General features: G+C 54.2%; 21 protein-coding genes and 1 tRNA gene. 7 read left to right on the forward strand and 15 right to left on the reverse strand.

Translation table 11 applies throughout. The annotated features are described in order from the left end of the window. The first annotated feature begins 278 nt into the window (after positions 1 to 278). Together CIK92_RS06255 and CIK92_RS06260 are read left to right on the forward strand one after the other, a co-directional pair. Entirely contained in the window at positions 279 to 665 is a 387-nt protein-coding gene (locus CIK92_RS06255; protein WP_094385998.1) for an L-rhamnose mutarotase, read from the forward strand. Between the two features lie 210 nt (positions 666 to 875). Beyond that, entirely contained in the window at positions 876 to 2,210 is a 1,335-nt protein-coding gene (locus CIK92_RS06260) for an NADP-specific glutamate dehydrogenase (protein ID WP_094385996.1), read from the forward strand. On the opposite strand, the gene CIK92_RS06265 is transcribed toward CIK92_RS06260, so the two are convergent. From CIK92_RS06265 to htpG, 3 genes are all read right to left on the reverse strand, one after another. Further along, positions 2,207 to 3,625 (reverse strand): alpha-L-fucosidase, encoded by a 1,419-nt coding sequence (locus CIK92_RS06265; RefSeq protein ID WP_094388516.1) that lies wholly within the window; start codon positions 3,623 to 3,625, stop codon positions 2,207 to 2,209. The two genes, CIK92_RS06260 and CIK92_RS06265, sit on opposite strands and share 4 nt — an antisense overlap. Before the next feature lie 186 nt (positions 3,626 to 3,811). Next, positions 3,812 to 3,888, reverse strand: a tRNA-Arg gene (locus CIK92_RS06270). Between the two features lie 329 nt (positions 3,889 to 4,217). Beyond that, positions 4,218 to 6,272 (reverse strand): molecular chaperone HtpG, encoded by a 2,055-nt coding sequence (htpG, locus tag CIK92_RS06275; protein ID WP_094388517.1) that lies wholly within the window; start codon positions 6,270 to 6,272, stop codon positions 4,218 to 4,220. A 384-nt stretch (positions 6,273 to 6,656) separates the two neighbouring features. Between htpG and CIK92_RS06285 the strand changes: the two genes are divergently transcribed. After that, positions 6,657 to 7,190 carry a 30S ribosomal protein S16 gene (locus CIK92_RS06285; RefSeq protein ID WP_022310745.1) on the forward strand — a complete coding sequence of 178 codons (534 nt, stop codon included), beginning with the start codon at positions 6,657 to 6,659 and terminating at the stop codon, positions 7,188 to 7,190. A gap of 250 nt (positions 7,191 to 7,440) precedes the next feature. Here CIK92_RS06285 and galE read toward each other — a convergent pair whose 3' ends face one another. Genes galE through CIK92_RS06325 form a run of 8 tightly spaced genes read right to left on the reverse strand, consistent with a single transcriptional unit; the run spans position 7,441 to position 13,972 of the window. Further along, positions 7,441 to 8,478, reverse strand: a complete 1,038-nt coding sequence (gene galE, locus CIK92_RS06290) for a UDP-glucose 4-epimerase GalE (RefSeq protein ID WP_022310746.1) — start codon at positions 8,476 to 8,478, stop codon at positions 7,441 to 7,443. 39 nt (positions 8,479 to 8,517) lie between these two features. Continuing rightward, positions 8,518 to 9,120, reverse strand: coding sequence for an electron transport complex subunit RsxA (gene rsxA, locus CIK92_RS06295; RefSeq protein ID WP_022310747.1), 603 nt, complete (start codon positions 9,118 to 9,120; stop codon positions 8,518 to 8,520). 3 nt (positions 9,121 to 9,123) lie between these two features. Further along, positions 9,124 to 9,708 carry an electron transport complex subunit RsxE gene (gene rsxE / locus CIK92_RS06300; RefSeq protein ID WP_022310748.1) on the reverse strand — a complete coding sequence of 195 codons (585 nt, stop codon included), beginning with the start codon at positions 9,706 to 9,708 and terminating at the stop codon, positions 9,124 to 9,126. 6 nt (positions 9,709 to 9,714) lie between these two features. Further along, complete coding sequence (locus CIK92_RS06305; protein WP_094388519.1) at positions 9,715 to 10,320, reverse strand: RnfABCDGE type electron transport complex subunit G; 606 nt, start codon at positions 10,318 to 10,320, stop codon at positions 9,715 to 9,717. Further along, on the reverse strand, positions 10,317 to 11,312 hold the full coding sequence (locus CIK92_RS06310; protein ID WP_094388520.1) for an RnfABCDGE type electron transport complex subunit D: 996 nt from the start codon (positions 11,310 to 11,312) through the stop codon (positions 10,317 to 10,319). The genes CIK92_RS06305 and CIK92_RS06310 overlap by 4 nt, the downstream gene beginning before the upstream one ends. A 4-nt stretch (positions 11,313 to 11,316) precedes the next feature. Further along, entirely contained in the window at positions 11,317 to 12,669 is a 1,353-nt protein-coding gene (gene rsxC, locus CIK92_RS06315) for an electron transport complex subunit RsxC (protein WP_094388521.1), read from the reverse strand. Then, positions 12,666 to 13,514, reverse strand: a complete 849-nt coding sequence (locus tag CIK92_RS06320) for an RnfABCDGE type electron transport complex subunit B (RefSeq protein ID WP_094388573.1) — start codon at positions 13,512 to 13,514, stop codon at positions 12,666 to 12,668. The genes rsxC and CIK92_RS06320 overlap by 4 nt, the downstream gene beginning before the upstream one ends. Positions 13,515 to 13,519: 5 nt before the next feature. Beyond that, positions 13,520 to 13,972, reverse strand: coding sequence for a SoxR reducing system RseC family protein (locus CIK92_RS06325; protein ID WP_158214748.1), 453 nt, complete (start codon positions 13,970 to 13,972; stop codon positions 13,520 to 13,522). A 289-nt stretch (positions 13,973 to 14,261) separates the two neighbouring features. Here CIK92_RS06325 and CIK92_RS06330 point away from each other — a divergent pair, with 289 nt between their 5' ends. The 4 genes from CIK92_RS06330 to CIK92_RS06345 all read left to right on the forward strand — a co-directional run bounded on the left by CIK92_RS06330 (position 14,262) and on the right by CIK92_RS06345 (position 18,167). Further along, positions 14,262 to 14,702 (forward strand): hypothetical protein, encoded by a 441-nt coding sequence (locus tag CIK92_RS06330; RefSeq protein WP_022310755.1) that lies wholly within the window; start codon positions 14,262 to 14,264, stop codon positions 14,700 to 14,702. A 168-nt stretch (positions 14,703 to 14,870) separates the two neighbouring features. Beyond that, positions 14,871 to 15,254 (forward strand): hypothetical protein, encoded by a 384-nt coding sequence (locus CIK92_RS06335; RefSeq protein WP_144289359.1) that lies wholly within the window; start codon positions 14,871 to 14,873, stop codon positions 15,252 to 15,254. A gap of 43 nt (positions 15,255 to 15,297) precedes the next feature. After that, complete coding sequence (locus CIK92_RS14035) at positions 15,298 to 17,334, forward strand: GH25 family lysozyme (RefSeq protein WP_254046011.1); 2,037 nt, start codon at positions 15,298 to 15,300, stop codon at positions 17,332 to 17,334. A 77-nt stretch (positions 17,335 to 17,411) separates the two neighbouring features. Then, positions 17,412 to 18,167: a head GIN domain-containing protein gene (locus CIK92_RS06345; RefSeq protein ID WP_158214749.1), complete on the forward strand. Its 756-nt coding sequence runs from the start codon at positions 17,412 to 17,414 to the stop codon at positions 18,165 to 18,167. A 71-nt stretch (positions 18,168 to 18,238) separates the two neighbouring features. Here CIK92_RS06345 and CIK92_RS06350 read toward each other — a convergent pair whose 3' ends face one another. The 4 genes from CIK92_RS06350 to CIK92_RS06365 are packed head-to-tail and all read right to left on the reverse strand — an operon-like array spanning position 18,239 to position 20,623. Further along, the gene (locus CIK92_RS06350) at positions 18,239 to 19,075 is read right to left on the reverse strand and encodes a phosphatase PAP2 family protein (protein ID WP_094388524.1); all 837 of its coding nucleotides are present in this window, start codon (positions 19,073 to 19,075) and stop codon (positions 18,239 to 18,241) included. A gap of 6 nt (positions 19,076 to 19,081) precedes the next feature. Continuing rightward, positions 19,082 to 19,738: a CDP-alcohol phosphatidyltransferase family protein gene (locus tag CIK92_RS06355; RefSeq protein ID WP_094385973.1), complete on the reverse strand. Its 657-nt coding sequence runs from the start codon at positions 19,736 to 19,738 to the stop codon at positions 19,082 to 19,084. Positions 19,739 to 19,742: 4 nt separating this feature from the next. Continuing rightward, the gene (locus CIK92_RS06360) at positions 19,743 to 20,156 is read right to left on the reverse strand and encodes a GtrA family protein (RefSeq protein ID WP_254046012.1); all 414 of its coding nucleotides are present in this window, start codon (positions 20,154 to 20,156) and stop codon (positions 19,743 to 19,745) included. Beyond that, positions 20,153 to 20,623, reverse strand: a complete 471-nt coding sequence (locus tag CIK92_RS06365; protein ID WP_173823809.1) for a phosphatidylglycerophosphatase A — start codon at positions 20,621 to 20,623, stop codon at positions 20,153 to 20,155. Before CIK92_RS06365 ends, CIK92_RS06360 begins: the two co-directional genes overlap by 4 nt. Positions 20,624 to 20,750 lie beyond the last annotated feature (127 nt).

Raw genomic sequence — 20,750 nt, forward strand, 5'->3', positions numbered from 1 at the left:
CATGTCGAGGTTGTGACCCAAACTGATGGCCTTAACCAAAGCGACTGCGATAATCATTACAAATCCTAATGTCAACATAATCTTTTTACCTTTCTTTTTTAAGTTGTTAATGTTATCCTTTTGTTATCGAGTGCAAAGTTACGCTGTTTGCGCACACAGTCCAAACAATTCGCACTAAAATGGTATGAAATCCCACTTTTGTTGACCTCGGTCAAAATAAAAATCGAGGACTTGCGTTATATCAATAAAAGGCAATTAATAACTACATAACAACAACTATGATGACGGAAGGATATATCGTAAAGCGCTTCGGCCAACCCGTAAAGCGTTATGTTCAGATTTTGGAGCTCAAGGACGACCCTGAGTCGCTGGCAAGCTATCGGAAAGCTCATTCGCGCGAGGACTTCTGGCCCGAAATCAAGCAGGGAATACAGGAAGTAGGCATCCTGGAGATGGAACTATATATTATAGGTACGCGCGAGGTGATGATCGTAGAGACTCCCCTCGACTTCGACTGGGACAAGGCTATGGCCAGACTTGCCCAGCTGCCTCGCCAGCAGGAGTGGGAAAACTTTGTCGGCCGTTTCCAAAAGTGCAAGGAGGGCGATACCTCTGACGAGAAGTGGCAGATGATGGAGCGTTTCTTCTATCTGTACGAAGACTGATGACTGGCAACGGTCGTAGAAACGGCTGCAGACTTAGCGGCATAATGGTTGGAAGAAGTGGGGATAATGATGACAATCCTTACTTTTTTCAACATTTTTCGTAAATTTCATTACAATTTGTGCGGTTTTTAAGTAAAAATGTATAACTTTGCCCAAAAGATTGAGAGAAATTGTATCAAGGTTAACATTTTTACTTAAAACATTAACAGAATGAAAGCTACGGATGTTGTGGAAAATCTTAAGAGAAGATTTCCAAATGAGCCTGAGTATATCCAGGCTGTCAGCCAGGTTTTGGCCACCATTGAGGATGAATACAACAAGCACCCCGAATTTGACAGGGCCAACCTCATCGAGCGCCTTTGTGTTCCGGATCGCATCATCCAGTTTCGCGTAAACTGGGTCGACGACAAAGGCAATGTGCAGACCAACATGGGTTACCGCGTCCAGCACAACAACGCCATCGGCCCCTACAAAGGCGGCATTCGTTTCCACTCATCGGTAAACCAGTCTATTCTCAAGTTTCTTGCTTTTGAGCAGACTTTCAAGAACTCGCTCACTACCCTGCCTATGGGCGGCGGCAAAGGCGGCAGCGACTTCTCGCCCCGCGGCAAGAGCAATGCCGAGGTGATGAGGTTCTGCCAGGCTTTCATGCTCGAACTCTACCGCCACATCGGTCCCGACGAAGACGTTCCGGCAGGTGACATCGGCGTGGGTGGCCGCGAGGTGGGCTATATGTTTGGTATGTACAAGAAGCTAACCCATCAGTTCTGTGGCATCCTCACAGGAAAGGGTCAGGAGTTTGGCGGTTCGCGCATCCGTCCCGAAGCCACGGGCTACGGCAACATCTACTTCCTCGAGAACATGCTGAAGACGCGCAACATAGAGCTCGCCGGCAAGACGGTGCTCGTATCGGGTTCGGGCAACGTGGCACAATATACTATGGAGAAACTGCTCGAGCTCGGCGCCAAGCCCGTCACCTGTTCTGACTCGGACGGATATATCTACGACCCCGACGGAATAGACCGCGAGAAGCTCGACTACATCATGGAACTCAAGAATATAGAGCGTGGCCGCATACGCGAATATGCCGAGAAGTACGGCGTGAAATACGTGGAGGGCGCCAAGCCTTGGTTTGAGAAGGCCGACATCGCCACACCCTGTGCCACCCAGAACGAAATCAACGAAGAGGCTGCGCAGGCACTGGTGGCCAACGGCGTGATAGCCGTAACCGAGGGCGCCAACATGCCCACCACTCCCGAGGCCATCAAGGTGTTCCAGGATGCCAAAATCCTCTACTGCCCCGGCAAGGCAAGCAATGCCGGCGGTGTGGCAGTATCGGGACTGGAGATGACGCAGAACTCGGAGCGTCTGCGCTGGTCGCGCGAGGAGGTGGATGCCAAGCTGCGCGAAATCATGAACGACATCCACGCCAACTGTGTGAAATATGGTACACAGGCCGATGGCTACATCAACTACGTGAAGGGTGCCAACATAGCCGGCTTCCTCAAGGTTGCACGAGCCATGATGGCACAGGGCATAGTCTAAAACAAGATGCGCACCACCTCGTCCATGGGCAGACGCTGCTCCTTGGGCACCGCAAAGTAAAGGTGGCCGTCGCGATAGATAAACGATAACTTCTGGCCAGTGCGCAAGACAGTGACACTGGCAGGCTTACGGGCAGTAATCAGGTTGACCTGGTTGCTGCCCTTTGGCATTACATGGGCATAGAGCGTATCGCTGCCGCGCGAGGTGAGCTTGACGTTGCAGAGCTCGGGGCCGGGCGTGATGCCGGTGCCGAAGATTGACTCGCGACCATACTCCATCCACTGCGACAGACTGTCCATCTTGGCATAGAACTCCCGCGGCATGTCGCCGTCGGGCCGGGGACCCACATTGACCAAGAAGTTGCCACCAAGGGAACGCGCCTGAGCCAAGCGGTTGAAGAACCAGGCCATAGGGCGGAACTTCTCCTTGCGGTCGTAGCCCCAGCCGCCACCATAGGTCCACAGGTCCTGCACCTCCCACCAGGGCGATGGGATATAGGTAGGCTCGCCACACTCAAAGGGCGTGGTGAGGTCGCCTATGCGCACGCTGGTTCCATCGGGGTTGTCGGGATCTACCAGGTTGGCCCATCTGTCGTTGATGACGATACCGGGCTGCATGGTTCTGATCCAACTGTATATCTTCTCGGTGTTGTTCTCAGCGATGCCACGCCACCCCATACCGTCGAGCCACAGCAGATCTATCTTGCCATAGCCCGTCAGCAGTTCTTCCAGCTGGCGCATCACATATCCCACAAACCTTACATACTTCGCGCGATTGGCCACGCTGTCGGTTATGGCTGGTACCTTGCTTCGGGTTCTGACATTAAACTCACATGGCGCCATTGCCTCAGGATAATGCCAGTCGCGGGGCGAAAAGTAAAGGCCCACCTTGAGTCCGGCGGCACGACACGCATCGACATACTCGCGCACGAGGTCGCGGCCGGGCAAGTCGTGGCGCACGCCTATACCATACTTGGATGGCCAGAGGGCATAGCCGTCGTGGTGACGGGTGGTAAGCACGGCATAGGTGAACCCGGCGTCATGGGCTGCCGTGAGGAAACTGTCGGGAAGAATGGTGGGCTTGAACTTGCGGGCAAGCCGGTAATAACGCTTGGGACTGTGATAACGCTTGCCGCCATAGCGGTAGTGCTTTATCATGTTCCAGGACGGCTGGATGCCGTCGACACTGTGTATGCCCCAGTGCATAAACAGGCCGAGCGCCGCGCCAGGGTACCACTGGGCGTCAGGATGGCGCGTAGGCATCACCACGTCGTCGGGCACCGGAGCGGCAATGAGCTTCTCGGCACGCTGCACGTCGGCAGCGTCTATCTTGTAATCATCGGGGTTGATGCGGGGCTGCGCATGGAGCATCGACGCCGCCGCACAGATAGTCAGCAATGTATTGATTTTTCGCATTAGGTTTGGTATTGTTAAGTATTACTGTTGCAAAATTACACAATTAAGCCAATACCGCGCCTGCAATATTTGCTATTTCGCTTGTGGCACATGACACAATGACAACAACGGCGGCCACCCCAAAAAGAAGAAATGCGGCCTTGCGTGCGGACATAAAAAAAGGACTGAGAAAACCTCAGTCCTTAGTGGTGATTCCGGCGGGATTCAAACCCACAACCTTCTGATCCGTAGTCAGATGCTCTATTCAGTTGAGCTACGGAACCATTCCGTTCTTTGCTTCTTAAGTAGTAGGCTAACCTTGTTCCTTAATTGCGAGTGCAAAGGTACAGAGTTTTTCCTATACCGCCAAACATTTCCCCAATTATTTTTCAAAAAACTGCATTTTTCCTGTTTTCGGCCATATTTTACCCCATATTTGGCGATAATGACTGCCCGGGCCATGTCTGCCGAGCGCAACCTGGCTTCGCCACATAGGAACTGCACCCAGAGACCGGAAACGACAATCTGCGCCCTGGTGACCACGGCGAACCTAAAAAAAAGAGTCGTATCCACTACAGATACGACTCTCTAAAAAGAAATATAGATAATTCGATTACTTAATCAGGTCAACCGAACGCTTGAGGAAGTCATTCAGACGCTGTCCCTTCAGCATGCCGTTCTGGAGCAATGCCAAGTCGATGAGCTGATGTACCACCTCATTGCCAGCAGCGTATTCGCCCAGAATCTGGGTCTTCTTGGCGCGCTGGTCGTTGATGGCCTTCTGCGTATTGGCCTTGTCGTCCTTCTCCTCCTGGCTGATTTCCTCGTCTTTCTTGCCACTCTGGCTCTGATTGATGGCAGCCAGACGAGCTTCCTGACCACGCAATTCGGCCTCAACCGGCTTCAGAGCATCTGCGGTAGCCTTGTCGGTCTCGTCAAGTACACGCTTGATGAGCGGATGGTCGCTGTTGAGTACTACCATATACGAATCAGGCATCTGCATATAGAAACTCATGCCAGGCTGATACTTGCTGGTCTCCTTCATACGACGCATATATTCATTCTGGGTGACGAGTACAGGCTGTCCATTCTCGCCCATAGGCTGGACCTCGACCATGAACTCGGCCTTGTCTATCTTGGGCATCTGGGTCTTGAAGACATCTGACAGCTTGGCGCTCTCATCCTCGCCCAGCTCGTTCTTCTTCTCGTCGTCCTTGGTGATAAGACGGTCGGCGATGTCGGCATCGACACGTGTGAAGCGGCTCTTCTCAAACTTCTGCTCCAACATGGAGATGGCAGGAGTATCGAGTTCACCGTCCATCAGCAGCACGCTGTAACCCTTGGCCTTGGCAGCCTCGATATATGAATACTGCTCGGTGGCGTCGTTGGCGTAGAGATATACCAGATTGCCATCCTTGTCGGTCTGGTTGTCCTTGATGAGGGTCTTGTACTCCTCGAAGGTGAAGTACTTGCCGTCGGTGTCCTTCATCAAGGCAAAGTCCTTGGCGCGGTCATAGAAATCTTCCTGCGACAGCATGCCGTAGTTGATGAAGAGCTTCAAGTCGTCCCATTTCTCCTCAAAAGCCTTGCGGTCGGCCTTGAAGAGCGACTGCAGACGGTCTGCCACCTTCTTGGTGATGTAGGTAGAGATCTTCTTCACGTTGGCATCACTCTGTAGATAGCTTCGGCTTACGTTGAGGGGGATGTCGGGAGAGTCAATCACACCATGCAGGAGAGTGAGGAAGTCGGGCACGATGCCTTCGACCTGATCGGTCACAAACACCTGGTTGCAGTAGAGCTGTATCTTGTTGCGCTGGAGTTCTATATTGCTCTTGATGCGTGGGAAATAGAGAATACCAGTAAGATGGAAGGGATAATCTACATTCAGATGGATCCAGAAGAGGGGCTCATCGTGCATGGGATAGAGCGTGCGATAGAACTTCTTGTAGTCCTCGTCCTTCAACTGACTTGGGGTAGCGGTCCAGAGAGGCTCCACGTCGTTGATGATATTGTCCTCGGCAGTCTCCACCTGCTTGCCGTCCTTCCACTCGGTCTTCTTGCCAAAGGCTACGGGCACAGCCAGGAACTTGCAGTACTTGTTGAGCAGCGACTCGATGCGGGCCTTCTCCAGGAATTCCTTGCAGTCGTCGTCGATGTAGAGGATGATGTCAGAACCACGGTCTTCCTTCTCTGTTTCTTCCAGTGTATATGAAGGGCTGCCGTCGCAAGACCATTTCACGGCCTTGGCGTCATCCTTGTAGCTGCGGGTAACAATCTCTACCTTCTTGCTTACCATGAAAGCAGAGTAGAAACCCAAACCGAAATGACCGATGATGGCATTGGCCTTGTCCTTGTACTTCTCCATGAAGTCGTTGACGCCAGAGAAGGCTATCTGATTGATATAGCGGTCAACCTCGTCGGCAGTCATACCGATACCGCGGTCGCTGATGGTGAGCGTACCCTTGTCCTTATCCAGGTTTACATGCACGGTGAGGTCACCCATCTCGCCCTTGAAATCACCCTGGGCAGCCAGGGTCTTCAGCTTCTGGGTAGCGTCTACCGCATTGGAAACCATTTCACGAAGGAAGATCTCGTGATCAGAATAGAGGAACTTCTTGATGACAGGGAATATGTTCTCTGTCGTTACTCCGATATTACCTTTTTGCATAGTTATATGTATTTTATAAAGTTTCGTTCACTTTAATCATTTGCAAAAAACGTGCCACAGCCATCTGGATGCTCCATAAAATCATATTGCCGTGTTGCGCTTGCTCCTTATATATATAATAAGGTATAGGGATGCAGGAAAAGTGATGACTGCTGATTGCCCTACCCCAGCAGCTACGAGTGATATGACTCAAAACACGCGCAACAACCGCCTTGATAGCCACAAACCCAGCAATCATAAAGCCCAAATAGACAAAAATACGATGAAAACCATCACTTTTCCACTAATTTTCTTTCGTTTTCCAAAAAGATGTAGTACCTTTGCACCCGCTGTCACGTGATGGCAGCAATAAAATTCAAACCTAATCATAATTTTACATTAAAAATGGCAACAAAGATCAGATTACAGCGCGGCGGTCGTAAAGGCTATGCTTTCTACAGCATCATTATCGCTGACGCAAGAGCACCACGTGATGGTAGATTTACTGAGAAGATTGGTACTTACAATCCTAACACCAATCCTGCAACTGTAGATTTGAATTTCGAGCGTGCACTCTACTGGGTAGAGGTTGGCGCACAGCCCACCGACACAGCTCGCAACATCCTCAAGGGCGAGGGCGTTTACCTGATGAAGCACCTCAAAGGTGGCGTAAAGAAGGGCGCATTCGACGAAGCTGCTATGCAGCAGAAGTTTGAGGCCTGGAAGCAGGGCAAGGACCAGAAGACCACTACTACTCGTGAGAACGTAGCAAAGGGTAAGAAGGAAGCTGCTGCCAAGGAGCTCGAGCAGGAGAAGAAGATTAACGAGGCTATCGCCAAGAAAGTAGCTGACAAGAAGGCTGCTGAGGCTGCTGCCAAGGCTGAGGCCGAGGCTGCTGCTCAGGCTGAAGCTACCGAAGAGGCTCCCGCTGAGGCTTAATTCTTCACCGGAAAAGAAATTGATATAGGCTGATTTCCGCAAGGAAGTCAGCCTATTATCGTTTGTATGCATCACAATGACGCTACCCCATCCTATCTCCATGATGATAATGACAGCATCGCCGAGTTCCCGTACCATCGTAATGGATTGCCGAGTTGTGGCAACCAACAAATGAAAATTGCTTCTATACAATGACAAGGCATCATCGTATAGAAGCAATATATAGGGACGAGTCTATCCCGTAGAGTTATTACATCACGCCGTCTTCACGGAGCTTGAGCTGCCAGTTCCATGCACTGCGCATGACGTCATCAAGAGGAGTATCGGCCTTCCAACCCAGCACCTCATTGGCGTGGGAACAGTCGCCCCAAATCTTCTCGATATCGCCTTCACGACGAGGACCATACTTCCAGTTGAGCTTCACGCCGGTGGCACGCTCAAAAGCCTCGACAATCTCGAGGGTAGAATTGCCCTTACCTGTACCGATATTGAAATACTCGATAGGCTCGGTTTCCTTGTCAAGCACGCGCGCCATAGCAGCCACATGGGCCTTGGCCAGATCCACTACATAGATATAGTCGCGGATACAGGTACCGTCGGGAGTGTTATAGTCGTTGCCGAAGATGGTGAGCTGCTCGCGTACACCGATAGCGGTCTGAGTGACAAAGGGGATGAGGTTGTTGGGCACACCATTGGGCAACTCGCCGATGAGAGCCGATGGGTGGGCACCGATAGGATTGAAGTAGCGCAGCACGATGCTCTTGATGGGAGCGCCACTGTTGATATCGTCGAGGATAATCTGCTCGTTCACCTCCTTGGTATTGCCATAAGGCGAGGTAGCCTTCTGGTGAGGAGCCTGCTCGGTAACAGGCAGATTCTCGGGCTTGGGCTGACCGTATACGGTGCATGAAGAAGAGAAGATGATGCCCTTGACATTATACTTAGGCATGAGTTCCAGCAGGTTGACCAGCGAGATGATATTGTTGTGATAATAGAGCAAAGGCTTCTGCACACTCTCACCCACTGCCTTGGAAGCGGCGAAATGGATGATACCCTCGATGTCAGGGTATTTCTCAAACACCTTCTCTGTAGCCTCCTTGTCACGGAGGTCAACCTTCTCAAAGGCAGGACGGATGCCTGTGATTTTCTCAATACCGTCGAGCACTTTCTCATTGGAGTTAGACAGATTGTCTACTACAACTACCTTGTAGCCTGCCTGCTGCAGTTCAACTGTGGTATGAGAGCCGATAAAGCCAGTACCACCTGTTACCAGAATTGTCTGTTTCATATTGTTTGATGTTATGATAAATAATCGTTATTCTACCGTTTATTCGAGCCCCAATGCGGCCTTCAGACCGCTATCCACGCCGCCGAAGCCCATAAATGCGAGACTCAGCAGGCCGGCTGCCACGAGCACGATGGCCATACCACGCATGCCCTTGGGTATCTGCACCAGAGCCATCTGCTCTCTCATTCCGGCAAAGACGGTGAGCGCCAGGGCAAAGCCCAATGCGGTAGAGAAAGCATAGGCGATGCTCTCCGCCAGCGTATAGTCTTTCTGAATGACGAGGATGGCCACACCCAGCACCGCACAGTTGGTCGTGATGAGTGGCAAGAAGATGCCCAATGCCTGATAGAGGGCGGGCGAAACCTTACGCAGGATGATTTCAACCATCTGCACCAGTGCCGCGATGACCAGAATGAAGGCCAGCGTCTGCAGATACTGCAACCCGAGCGGCACAAGCAGTCCATACTGGATAAGATAGGTCACGATGGTAGCCAGCGTGAGCACAAAGGCCACTGCCATACCCATGCCCAGAGCGGTGTCTATCTTCTTGGAGACACCCAGGAACGGACAGATGCCCAAGAACTGGGAGAGAATGATGTTGTTGACGAATATCGCCGAGATGAATATCAGGATATATTCCATAGTCTATGCCTTTTTGAAATGGTTGAACACTGCGACAAGATAACCCAAGGTGATGAATGCACCCGGAGGAAGCACAAAGAGCAGGATATTGGTAGTCTCGGGCAAGAGGGCACAACCGAAGAGCGACCCTGCGCCCAGAATTTCACGCACGGCACCGAGCAGAGTCAGTGCCAGGGCAAAGCCCAGACCGATACCCACACCGTCGGCGATGCTCGCCAGCGGAGTGTTCTTGCAGGCGAAGGCTTCGGCACGGCCCAATATCACACAGTTGACCACAATCAGCGGGATATAGATGCCCAGACTCTTGTTGACATCGGGCAGATAAGCCTCGATAAACATCTGGAGAATGGTGACGAAGGTAGCGATGACCACTACGAAGACAGGTATGCGCACCTTGTCGGGGGTGATGTTCTTGATGCAAGAGATGACAAAGTTGGTACATATCAGCACTGCCATCGTGGCCAGACCCATCATCAGTCCGTTGGTAGCACTTGTGGTGGTAGCCAGTGTGGGACACATGCCCAAGAGCAATACGAATGTGGCATTCTCCTTGATGATGCCGTTTTTGATTATATTGAGTAGATTCATCGTTGTCTATCCTTTCTTTATTTTGGTTGCGCCGGTGTGGGCGTCGGCAGACTGCTGCATATAGGCGGCATACGCCTGGTTTACGGCTTTCAGGAAGGCTCTCGAGGTGATGGTCGAGGCGGTGATGGCGTCTACCTCACCTCCGTCCTTGCTCACGGCGAGTGGCTTCACGGCCTTCTTGCCGATGATGTTTCCCTTGCCGTCTTTCTGAAACCACGTGGCAGCCTTGGCGCCAAGTCCTGGCGTCTCAGCGTGCTGCAATACGGTATAACCGGTGATGGTGCCGTCATCGGCAAAGCCCACCAGCACACGCAAGTCACCGCCAAATCCCATCGTCTGGCTCTCCACGGCAGCACCGCCGCCAGCCACACGATGCACTATCAGTTCCGTCGGTTTGCCGTTGACCGTCATACATACGGTGTCTGTCTTGCTCACCGTCACGTCGCTGCTTCCCATCACGGTGCGTATGCCCTCAGCCAGAGCCAGAGTCTTCTGCGCAGCCTTCGGACCCTCTGTGATGTGGTTGACCACTGCCAGCAGACATCCTGTCACCAGTGCCACTCCCACCAGCACCACTATCATGTTGGTGAGTGTCGATTCCATCTTCTTCATCGGCTTACCTCCCCAAATCGTTTAGGTTTGACATAAAAGTTGATGAGGGGCGTAAAGGCATTCATGATGAGTATGGCAAACGACATACCCTCGGGATAGCTGCCCCAGTTGCGTATCACCACGGTGAGCACACCTATGCCCACGGCATAGATGACCTGCCCGCGATGGGTCATGGGCGAGGTGACGTAGTCGGTAGCCATAAAGATGGCACCCAGCATCAGTCCGCCACTCAGCACCACTGCCATAGGATGGGCGTAGACCGGATTGGCCGCATGCAACGCCCCGCTCAGCACGAAGACGGTGGCCAGAATGGTAACGGGGATATGCCAGGTAATGACGCGGCGCCAGAGCATCCATATCAGTCCGGCTATCAGCGCCAGGGCACACACCTCGCCTATGGTGCCTGCTCCATAGCCATTGGCCACATTGCCCAGCAACATGTCGACCGTGTCGGGCAAGCCCTGCAACACGCTTACGTCGCCAGTCTTGATGGCGGTCTTCATCAGGCTCAGCGGAGTGGCTCCAGTCACTGCATCGGTGTACGCCATCTGCTGTCCTGCCACTGGCCATGACGTCATGGCTGCCGGAAAGCTGACCAGGAGGAAACAGCGACCCACGATGGCAGGATTGAAGGGGTTGCAACCCAGTCCGCCAAAGGTCATCTTGCCGATGCCGATGGCTACCAGTGCGCCCACGATAATCATCCAGATGGGGAAATTGCTGGGCAGGTTCATGCCCAGCAGCAGACCCGTGATGCAGGCCGACCCGTCGAGCAGCGTGGTGGGGCGGCGCAGCATATAGCGTGTTATCGCCCACTCAAAGAAGACACAGGCCGCCACGCTTACCGAACAGACTACCACCGAGCCCAGCCCGAAGTAATAGAACGACACCAGCAGGGCCGGCACCAGCGCTATCAGCACATTATACATATTGCGCTCTACGCTGTCGCCGCCGTGGGCGTGGGGCGAAAGGGATATTATCAATTTACTCATTATCTTATTTCTTCTGATTACGTGATTTGATATTGGCCATCACCCTACCCTTGCCGATTACGATGTTGTCGAGGATAGGCCGGTGTGACGGACAGGTAAACTGGCAGCTGCCGCAGGATATGCACGATACTATCTGTTCTTGCTCGGCACGGTCGTACATATCGTTGGCAGAGAGCGTAGCGAGCAGATAGGGCTCGAGACCCATAGGACATACCTCGACACACTTGCCGCAACGGATGCAGGGCTGCACCTTGCCGCGATGGGCGTCGCTGCCACTGAGCACGGTCACGGCATTGGTACCCTTGCATACGGGCACATCGAGCGAGGCTACAGCCTTACCCATCATGGGTCCGCCGGCCAGCACCTTGTTGTCGCCCTCGGGCAGACCGCCGCAGAGGTCCACCAGTTGGGCAAAGGGGGTGCCCATGCGCACCAGATAGTTGGCCGACTTGCCCATAGCCAGACCCGACACCGTGGTATAGCGTTCGAAGAGAGGCTTGTGCTTCATCACCGCCTGATAGACGGCATAAGCCGTGGCCACGTTCTGCACGATGGCACCCACACTGACGGGGATGGCAGGCGGCGCCGGAACCTGTCTGTTGATGACGGCATCGACCAGCTGCTTCTCGCCACCCTGCGGGTACTTCATCTTCAGCGGCACAATCTTTATATCTTGCCTGTTGGCAGTCTTCTCTTGCAAGAGACGGATGGCGTCGGGCTTGTTTTCCTCGATACCTATATAGCCACGCTCTACGTGGGCAGCGCGCATCAGCAGGTCGAGACCCACCAGTATCTCGTCGGCATGCTCCAGCATGAGCCGATAGTCCGACGTGATGTAGGGTTCACACTCCACGCCGTTAAGTATCACGCACTCTGCCTTGGCAGTAGGCGGTGGACAGAGCTTGACATGACAGGGGAAGCCGGCACCACCCATACCCGTAATACCGCCCCACTTCACGCGGGCCACGATCTCTTCGGCAGTGAGTTCGGGGTGTTTGTCCAGGGTTTCGAGCGCCGCGCTGCGGTCTATCGTTTCTTCCCACTCGTCGCCCTCTACCTTGATGATGATGGCGGGATGGCGGTAGCCCGTGGCATCGACGACGCTATCTATGCGGGTCACCGTACCCGATACCGATGAATAGATGGGCGCCGACACAAATCCGCCGGCTTCGGCGATGAGCGTACCCACCTTCACCTTGTCGCCCTTGGCTACCACAGCCTTGGCGGGTGCGCCGATATGCTGTGAGAGGGGGAATATGGCCTCTGTGGGCAGCGGCGCCTGGACGGTGGCCACGTCGGCAGTGATTTTGTGCTCAGCCGGGTGCACGCCACCTATCTTGAATGTATGCAGTTTCATGCTTCTGCCTCCTTCTTCTTTATGGGGAAATTGACTTTGACGATGGCACCGGTAGGACACTCAGCCACACACTTGGTACACATACGGCATTTGTTGTAGTCGATATACGACAGATTGTTCTCTACAGTGATGGCGCCAAAGGGACAGACCTTCTCGCACTTGCCACAGCCGATGCAGGCAGCCTGACACGACTTGCGGGCTATGGGTCCGCGGTCTTGGTTGACACAGCCCACATAGACGCGACGCCCCTTGGGGCCCTTCTTGCGCAGTTCGATGACGTGGCGAGGACAGGCCTTGGCACAACTGCCACAGCCGGTACACATCTGCTCATCGACTTCGGGCAGTCCGGTAGCTGGATTGATGACGATGCCACCAAACTGGCAGGCATCGGCACAGTCGCCACAGCCCAGACAGCCATAGCCACAACCGCTCTCGCCTGCTCCGGCAGCATTGACAGCCGCACAGGTGTGCAGACCTTCATAGACAGCCACCTTGCCACGCTTGTCGCAACTGCCGTTGCAGCGCACCACCGCCACCATAGGTTCGGCAGCCTGGGCAGCTATGCCCAACACATCGGCAATCTTGCCCATAGCCTCGTCGCCACCTACAGGACAGCGCAGTCCGTCCAGACTTCCCTTGTCGGCGCCTTTGACCAGCGCTTCTGCCAAGGCTGCACATCCGGCAAAGCCACAACCGCCACAGTTGGCACCAGGCAGACACTCCTGCACGTCCTTGACGCGAGGGTCTTCCTTGACGGCAAACCTGCGCGACACGATGTACAGCACCACTGCTGCCAGCAAAGCCACCCCGCCGGGGGTCAGCACCGCCACTACAATATAGTTCATTTCATTCATAGTCTCTCAATAATGCTTATTTGGATACGTCTGCCCACAATATTACGGCAGAGGTATAGTAATATATAATAAGGTATAAGAACCAGCAGACTGTACAGCGCCGCCGCCATTTCGCTGCTTGCGACTATCACCCTACAGACGCCAAATACCGCCATCATCAAGAGCAGCGGCATTGCAAATCCCAATGCCAGAGCCACCTTGACCGATGACGAAGAGGTGACAACTCTCACCCTGTCGCCCACGCTGCAGGCTACCGATCTGTCTACGGGTACGCTGATGAGCGTCTCCCTGCACTCCGATGCGTTGCAGTGCCCCGACAGACCGCATCCGGCACAAGCCGACGACCGTACTACCCGTACGCTGACGTTTGTCGGGCTTATCTGTTCTACTATGCCTTCCTTGCTGACGGCATTGACAGACTTAGGGGATGAACTTGCTGATGTTGTCAAACCAATCCTAAACACAAAGGCAATGGCGACATTGCCCATATATTAATAATGTGTGCAAAATTAACTATTTTTTCTGACTTAGCCACACACTTTGGCCATTAAATGAGCGTTAAACTTTGATTAAACGATGACCTTCCCACGCCTGTTCATTCCATTTTTGCATACAATGATAAAAAACTTAGGTTTTTTCTTTGTGTTTTATCCCACATCCATTATCTTTGCATATAGATAAACACCATGGAGCCGGCCTGCCGGTACCCTGGAAAACTAATAATACAAAGCCTACGGCATGAAAGCGACAGAACAAACGGTGCAACAGATAGAGCGCGCCATCCGAAAAACAGCACAGAAGTTTCCCACTGACAGCGAGAACTCGGTGATTACAGACATACACATCAAGGTATCGCCTGAGAGCGGCGAGATGGTCTCGTTCGACGACGATGACATGGAGCTCAACCGCTGCGTGGTAGAACAGTGGATAGACTGCAACGACGACGATTTCTACACCCATGTCACCACCCTGCTCACCAACACGCTGAAGCGCATGAGCGACACCATCGACCAGATGGGCATCATGAAGCCTTTCAGTTTTGTGCTGGAAGATGACGACCGCAACACCGTAGCCGACCTGTATCTCGCCGACGACGATACCGTTATCATTGGCGACGACCTGATGAAGGACCTCGACTCAGACCTCGACTCCTTCTTCGACAATCTGATGAAGGAATAGACCGGAGCATTATCCGCCCTTAAGATACCAGCCCCCACAGTGCCAGTCATGGCGTTGTGGGGGCTGTCGGTTGCTGACCGCCCATTGGAGGCCGAAGGGAAAACCGTCGTGATGCGGTTTATCTGCGTTGCAGGGCGCGAAATGGTAAATGCGGGGCACGAAACGAGTATGGCAAAGCACGATTTCAGCATTTCAGGGTTTGAAACCATCGCCAACGCGGTCGCCGCAGAGAATTGCCGGCACGGTATACACTTTATGCCGTGTGCCAGGGCGACGGGGAGAGACTGGCGGCGAGTCTGGCTGACTGCGAAAGACCAAACGCTGACTGCGGAAGACCAAGCGCTGACTGCAGAAGACCAAGCGCTGACTGCAAAAGACCAAGCGCTGACTGCAAAAGACCAAGCGCTGACTGCGGAAGACCAAGCGCTGACTGCGGAAGACCAAACGCTGACTGCGGAAGACCATGCGCTGTACAGCTCCAACGTGCAGCCCAATGCGGCAGCCACGACATCGGGCACAAAGATTATGGCGTTTTGTTGTCCGTTCTCATAAATTATTTATAATTTCGCCTTTCAATTGACAATAGCACATAGAGATGAAGAAAACCATAAGATATATAGGTGGCATCGTGACGGCGGCAGCACTTGCAGCGGCAGCGGCATGGTGGCTGAGCCTGCCCGCCCCCGAAGACCAGCACCGCTGCATGGCGATGATAGAGCAGCAACGCTGCGCACTGCTGTCTGTAGGCACGCTGTCTATGCCACTCATCAGCAACATCGACGACCGCGACACCACGCGACCCTACCGCAACTTCGACACATGGACTCCTGCCTATACCGATACCATCTACACCCCGGCGGTGTGGGTAAACCGTTGGGCGTTGCTCCCCTCCTGTCACGGCAGTCTTGCCACTCCCATTGCCCGCCCCATCTATGGCGGCGACAGCACAGCCACAGCCCTTCACCTGCGCCGCGAGCTGGCACTCTACGAAGATATGCTTCACTACTATCGGGGCGACGAAGAGGGCGGCTATACCCTGAAGAGAAACATCGACGAGCAGCGCCGCGAGACAGCCAATCTGAAATACTATCTGCGGGTACACGGCGTGCAGGACGAAGGCTATCACGACATTACACGCTATTACCGCCGCCAGGACCGACAACTGCAAAGACTGCTGTCGCTGCAGCGCGACAGTAAGCGCCAGACGGCCATCATCACTCAGCGCATATCCATCCTCCGCAAAGCACTCGCCAACCTCTCGGGCGCCAAGTTTACCACCCAGGCCCGATACGAAGCCATTGTGAAAGAGGGAAAACAACGGCAGCGCTACCCGCTGCACGCTGTGGCAGAGCGCAGCAGGCAAGGCTATCTGCTGCTGCAACGTACAGACAGCATTACCCCAGACAGCGCAAGGGCCGTGAGCATGGTGGCATGGCCGAGGATGCTGGACGAAGAGGCACTGGTCACCACCTATCGCGACCTTTACGCCCGCCACGTCATACGCGACAACAGGCTCAACATCAGCCGCAGACTGGGTATCACCCCCATCGGTCCCCTACCTGCCGGCTATACCGGCTACTGGCTCAGCCGCCAGGACAATGGCTCGGTCACTGCCGGATATAGGGTCAAGGGTCGCCGCCAGGGCGAGGGCCTCATCTTCTGCCCCGACAGTGTGGAGCTATGGGGACGCTTCAATGCCGACACCCTCTGCTACGGCATCAGCCGCCACCGCACCGACTGGTACAGAGGCGACATGGACCGCCGTGGGCGCCCCCACGGTCACGGCACTCTCTGCTATGACGGCTGTCGCACATACTGCGGCAGCTGGAAAGCCGGACACAGAGAAGGTTTCGGCTATCAGACGGGGCTCAACACGGCACTGCAAGCAGGTGAATGGGAATCCGGAAACTATCGCGGCGAGCGCCTCACCTATACCTCTGACCGCATCTATGGCATAGACATCTCGCGATTTCAACACGAGAAAGGCAAGAAGAAATTCGGCATCGACTGGCAGCGACTGCGCATCAGCCATCTCGGCACGTCGAGCCGCAAGCGCATCAACGGGCATGTGGACTACCCCATCTCCTTCATGTACATCAAAGCCACTGAGGGCATCTCCATACGCAACCGCTACTACGCAGCCGACTATCGCCAGGCACGAAGCCACAATATACACGTGGGCAGTTACCACTTCTTCTCGACCACCACTCCGGGAGCAGCACAGGCACGCCACTTCCTGCGCCACGCCCGCCTGTCAAAGGGCGACCTGCCTCCGGTGCTCGACATAGAACCCTCGACGGCACAAATCAAACGCATGGGCGGCCCCGAAGCCCTCTGGCGCGAGGTGAGAGCATGGCTCAGGGTGGTAAGACTGCGCTCGGGCGTGGCACCGGTGCTCTACATCAGCCAGATGTTTGTCAACACCTATCTGCCCTACGCCCCCGACGTGCGCAGCAACCATCCGGTGTGGATAGCACGCTATGGCGAATACAAGCCCGATGTGCGCCTGGCCTACTGGCAGCTGTGTGCCGACGGCCGCGTCAATGGTATCAGGGGCGAGGTAGACATCAATGTGTTCAACGGCTATAAAGACGAGTTCAGACTCTTTCTGGAGCAAAACTGCATACGCTGAAAAAAAATCGGCATCGGTGCAACTTTTCCTGCCGATGGTTCGTCCAATAATCAGAAACCAATAAAACAATGACAAATATGAAACGAATAATCATTATGGCACTGGTGGCGCTGATGACTTGCACCGCCATGCAGGCAGCAGGAAAGCACGTTGACGCAACTGAAGGCAACACCGTATCGCAGCGTAGAGTACCCAACTTCACAAGAATAGAATCTGTAGGAAGTATAGACATCGTATACACCCAGGGCAACAGACCGAGCGTCAAGGTCGTGGGAAAAGCCAAAGAGGTAGACCGCGTCACGACCTACGTGAGGGGCAACATACTCAGAGTAGGCTACAACAGCGGATCGCGTATGTTCAGCTTCGACTCAGGAGATGATGTCAAGGTATATGTAACCTCGCCCGACCTGGTAGGCGTAACGCTTAGGGGCAGCGGCGACTTCGAGTCCAAGGGCAAGATAGACAGCGACAACCTGACGGTAGAAATCGTAGGCTCGGGCGATGCCGACATGAAATACGTAATATGCGACAACTTTACCGTCAATCTGCGCGGTTCGGGCGATGTGGAAGTCGACTATCTGCGCTGTGCCACATCGAACATCTGGCTGCGCGGCTCGGGCGATATCGAAATCAAGCAGGACAGGGTCAAGAATACCAACATCATGCTCTATGGTTCGGGCAGCATCGAGGTCAAGGCGCAACGCTGCGGAGTAATCAACGCCTATACATACGGTTCGGGCGACATCACGCTGAAAGGTTCGGCACGCCACCTCAACAGGAGAGCCAACGGCTCGGGCAGCATCGATGCCTCACAACTGATGGAAACGCGATAAGAATGTATCATCATAACCCAAAAGACCATCTTCACCACTGCGGAGAAGATGGTCTTTTGGTTTGTAGCGGGTCAGCGCCTTATCCACGACATGTAGCGGTCGGTCCAGCGGCGCCCTCGGGCTGTATGGGCAAGTACCCACTCGGTAAGCGCCACACCCACAAGCGCCGTGACGATGCCCAGCAAGACATCGATGATGTAATGGTGGCAGGTGTAGACAGCCGTAAACCAGATGCCGATGCAGATAAAGGCGAAGAGCGCGACAAGCCAACGGCGGCTGCGACCCAGGACGGCATAGACAGTGGCTACCAGCATGTAGGCGGCATGCAGCGAAGGCACCGCGGCAAAGACATTGGCATTCTGGCCATACAGGGCATGGAAGACGGGCAGCCCGGTGAGGGCATCAAAGCGCGCGAGACCCGCCATATTGCCCGGCGTATGCAGAACGGGGGTAAATCCATAGTCAAGAGCATACCATGGCGGGGCGGCGGGATGGATGTAATAGACGCAAAAGCCTATCAGATTGACCACAAGGAAGGCAATGGAGAAGCGGAGATAGACCGAATATCTGCCACGGAAATAGAGACACAGCGCAAAGGCCAAGGGCACAGGCACCCAGCACAGATAGAAGAGCCCTGCCATGACATCGGCCACGACATGATGGTGCTGGGCAAACCAGGCGCCGGGAATAACCGTCTCGCCGGAGGACAGGGCAATGCCAAACCATCTGAGCTCGGTATCATAGAGCTGGCGCACGTCGATGTCGTTGACCATATAGTTGGGATAGAGGCGCATGGCATCGTAGGAGCAGGCGAAGATGACCCAAGGCATCAGCGCCAGCGCCACACGGCGGGTGGGTCTGAGGGCAACGAGCGCCACATAGACCACAAGAATATAGATGCTGAACATAGGGGGTTACTGCTTCTTGCCGGCGTTCAACACTTTGTAGCAATGGGCTATGCGCCAGCAGGCAGTAAGATTGGCAAGGACGGCGATGACCAGCATACCGCCAGCCAGCCACCACAGATTGCCGGTCGCTCCGCTCGCGATAGCCGCCAAGGCGGTGATGACCACACGCTCGGGACGCTGGAGGAGTCCTACCTTGCACTCGATGCCCAACCCCTCGGCTCGGGCTCGCACATAACTGACCATCACCGAACCCAGGATGGCTGCATAGGTGGCGATGCCCATCCAGAACCAGTCGCAGTAAAGGAATACGACCGAGACGCCGAAGAGCGAAACCATCTCGCTATAGCGGTCGAGGGTAGAGTCCCACAGGGCGCCGAAGACCGAAGACTTGCCGCTGACGCGGGCCAACCGCCCGTCCATCATGTCGAAGAGTCCGGCAAAGAGTATCGTGGCACCACCCCATCCTACCATCTCCATGGCCTGGGCGGTATCGCCGCTGCGGACCATGAGGGCTGCGACAACAAAGAGTGAGGTGGCAGCAAGATTGCCCACAAATCCTATGGTGGTCACCATATTGGGGGTAATGCCCACCTTGACCATAACCTGGATAATGGGATTGATGATGACGTAGATTACGCGTTGAAGAAAATCTCTGTAATTCATATTTCTATTGATTATTATCCATATTGTCATGACGGCACGCGAAGACATAGCAACGCTGCATCTGATAGTTCCACAAGACTGCCACCAAGCAGGCCACAACCACCTTGGACACGATGAAATTGCAACCGGCGAGCTCGGTGACGAGATAGGTAAGCCCCGTATTGAGCCCTATGCTGCCCGCCCATACCACGATATAGCGCAGGGCAAGCCTCATCTTGCCCAGACGCTGTGCGGAGAAGACCCATCGGTAGTTGACCATGCAGTTGACCACACCTCCCGTGACGGCTCCGATGAAGGTGGCGCAGACATACCATAGCCCCAGGAGCTCAGCAAGTATCAGCGTAACGGCGAAGTCGGCTGCCGAAGCCACAACCGCCGAAGCCTCTGCCTTGCAGAAAGTCACGAGCTGTGTCTTCATATCATCCATATCACCAGTAACAGGACGAGAAGAGAATAGATGCCAGCCAGAATATCGTCGGCCATAACCCAGAAAGCGCCACGGCGACGGTCAAGGGCACGGATGCCCAATGGTTTGACGATATCAAAAAACCGGAAAAGGACAAACGCCAGCGCCGCATAGAGCCAGTGGCCCGCGGGGCACACGATGAGCGGAATCCAGACTCCAACCATCTCGTCGACAACCACACGGGAGGGGTCGTCGCCCCAGAACGGCTGCAACTTGTGGGTAGCCCATGTGCCCAAGCCGGTGAAGACCACAGCGGCAGCAAGCGTGACCCACGCCAGAGAGACAGCGTCGAGCCAGAACGATGCCCCCATCCACAGCAAGGTGGCAAAGAGGGCTCCCATGGTGCCAGGGCCCCACGGCCAGAAGCCACAACCAAAGCCCGTGGCTATCAAGGTAGGAACAAAGGGTATATGTCTAATCATGAGTGCAAAAGTACTGATTATAAAAATAATGTAAAAGCTATTTAACGAAAAAAACATAAAAAGACAAAAAAGTTTTCTCGCATCCCAACAATATGCTTACCTTTGTATTTCGAACAACGTAAAA

This window comes from Prevotella sp. P4-67 (assembly GCF_002251325.1).
Classification (GTDB): Bacteria; Bacteroidota; Bacteroidia; order Bacteroidales; family Bacteroidaceae; genus Prevotella.

What these genes read in the sequence shown, in the direction of transcription:
- CIK92_RS06350 (WP_094388524.1), bottom strand. Translation starts at nt 19,075, where the DNA reads ATGTTCAGCATCTATATTCTTGTGGTCTATGTGGCGCTCGTTGCCCTC.
- rsxE (WP_022310748.1), bottom strand. Translation starts at nt 9,708, where the DNA reads ATGAATCTACTCAATATAATCAAAAACGGCATCATCAAGGAGAATGCC.
- CIK92_RS06310 (WP_094388520.1), bottom strand. Translation starts at nt 11,312, where the DNA reads ATGAGTAAATTGATAATATCCCTTTCGCCCCACGCCCACGGCGGCGAC.
- rsxC (WP_094388521.1), bottom strand. Translation starts at nt 12,669, where the DNA reads ATGAAACTGCATACATTCAAGATAGGTGGCGTGCACCCGGCTGAGCAC.
- CIK92_RS06260 (WP_094385996.1), top strand. Translation starts at nt 876, where the DNA reads ATGAAAGCTACGGATGTTGTGGAAAATCTTAAGAGAAGATTTCCAAAT.
- CIK92_RS06355 (WP_094385973.1), bottom strand. Translation starts at nt 19,738, where the DNA reads ATGAATTACAGAGATTTTCTTCAACGCGTAATCTACGTCATCATCAAT.
- CIK92_RS06320 (WP_094388573.1), bottom strand. Translation starts at nt 13,514, where the DNA reads ATGAACTATATTGTAGTGGCGGTGCTGACCCCCGGCGGGGTGGCTTTG.
- CIK92_RS06305 (WP_094388519.1), bottom strand. Translation starts at nt 10,320, where the DNA reads ATGAAGAAGATGGAATCGACACTCACCAACATGATAGTGGTGCTGGTG.
- CIK92_RS06330 (WP_022310755.1), top strand. Translation starts at nt 14,262, where the DNA reads ATGAAAGCGACAGAACAAACGGTGCAACAGATAGAGCGCGCCATCCGA.
- galE (WP_022310746.1), bottom strand. Translation starts at nt 8,478, where the DNA reads ATGAAACAGACAATTCTGGTAACAGGTGGTACTGGCTTTATCGGCTCT.
- CIK92_RS06335 (WP_144289359.1), top strand. Translation starts at nt 14,871, where the DNA reads ATGGCAAAGCACGATTTCAGCATTTCAGGGTTTGAAACCATCGCCAAC.
- CIK92_RS06265 (WP_094388516.1), bottom strand. Translation starts at nt 3,625, where the DNA reads ATGCGAAAAATCAATACATTGCTGACTATCTGTGCGGCGGCGTCGATG.
- CIK92_RS14035 (WP_254046011.1), top strand. Translation starts at nt 15,298, where the DNA reads ATGAAGAAAACCATAAGATATATAGGTGGCATCGTGACGGCGGCAGCA.
- CIK92_RS06255 (WP_094385998.1), top strand. Translation starts at nt 279, where the DNA reads ATGATGACGGAAGGATATATCGTAAAGCGCTTCGGCCAACCCGTAAAG.
- CIK92_RS06345 (WP_158214749.1), top strand. Translation starts at nt 17,412, where the DNA reads ATGAAACGAATAATCATTATGGCACTGGTGGCGCTGATGACTTGCACC.
- CIK92_RS06360 (WP_254046012.1), bottom strand. Translation starts at nt 20,156, where the DNA reads ATGAAGACACAGCTCGTGACTTTCTGCAAGGCAGAGGCTTCGGCGGTT.
- CIK92_RS06285 (WP_022310745.1), top strand. Translation starts at nt 6,657, where the DNA reads ATGGCAACAAAGATCAGATTACAGCGCGGCGGTCGTAAAGGCTATGCT.
- rsxA (WP_022310747.1), bottom strand. Translation starts at nt 9,120, where the DNA reads ATGGAATATATCCTGATATTCATCTCGGCGATATTCGTCAACAACATC.
- htpG (WP_094388517.1), bottom strand. Translation starts at nt 6,272, where the DNA reads ATGCAAAAAGGTAATATCGGAGTAACGACAGAGAACATATTCCCTGTC.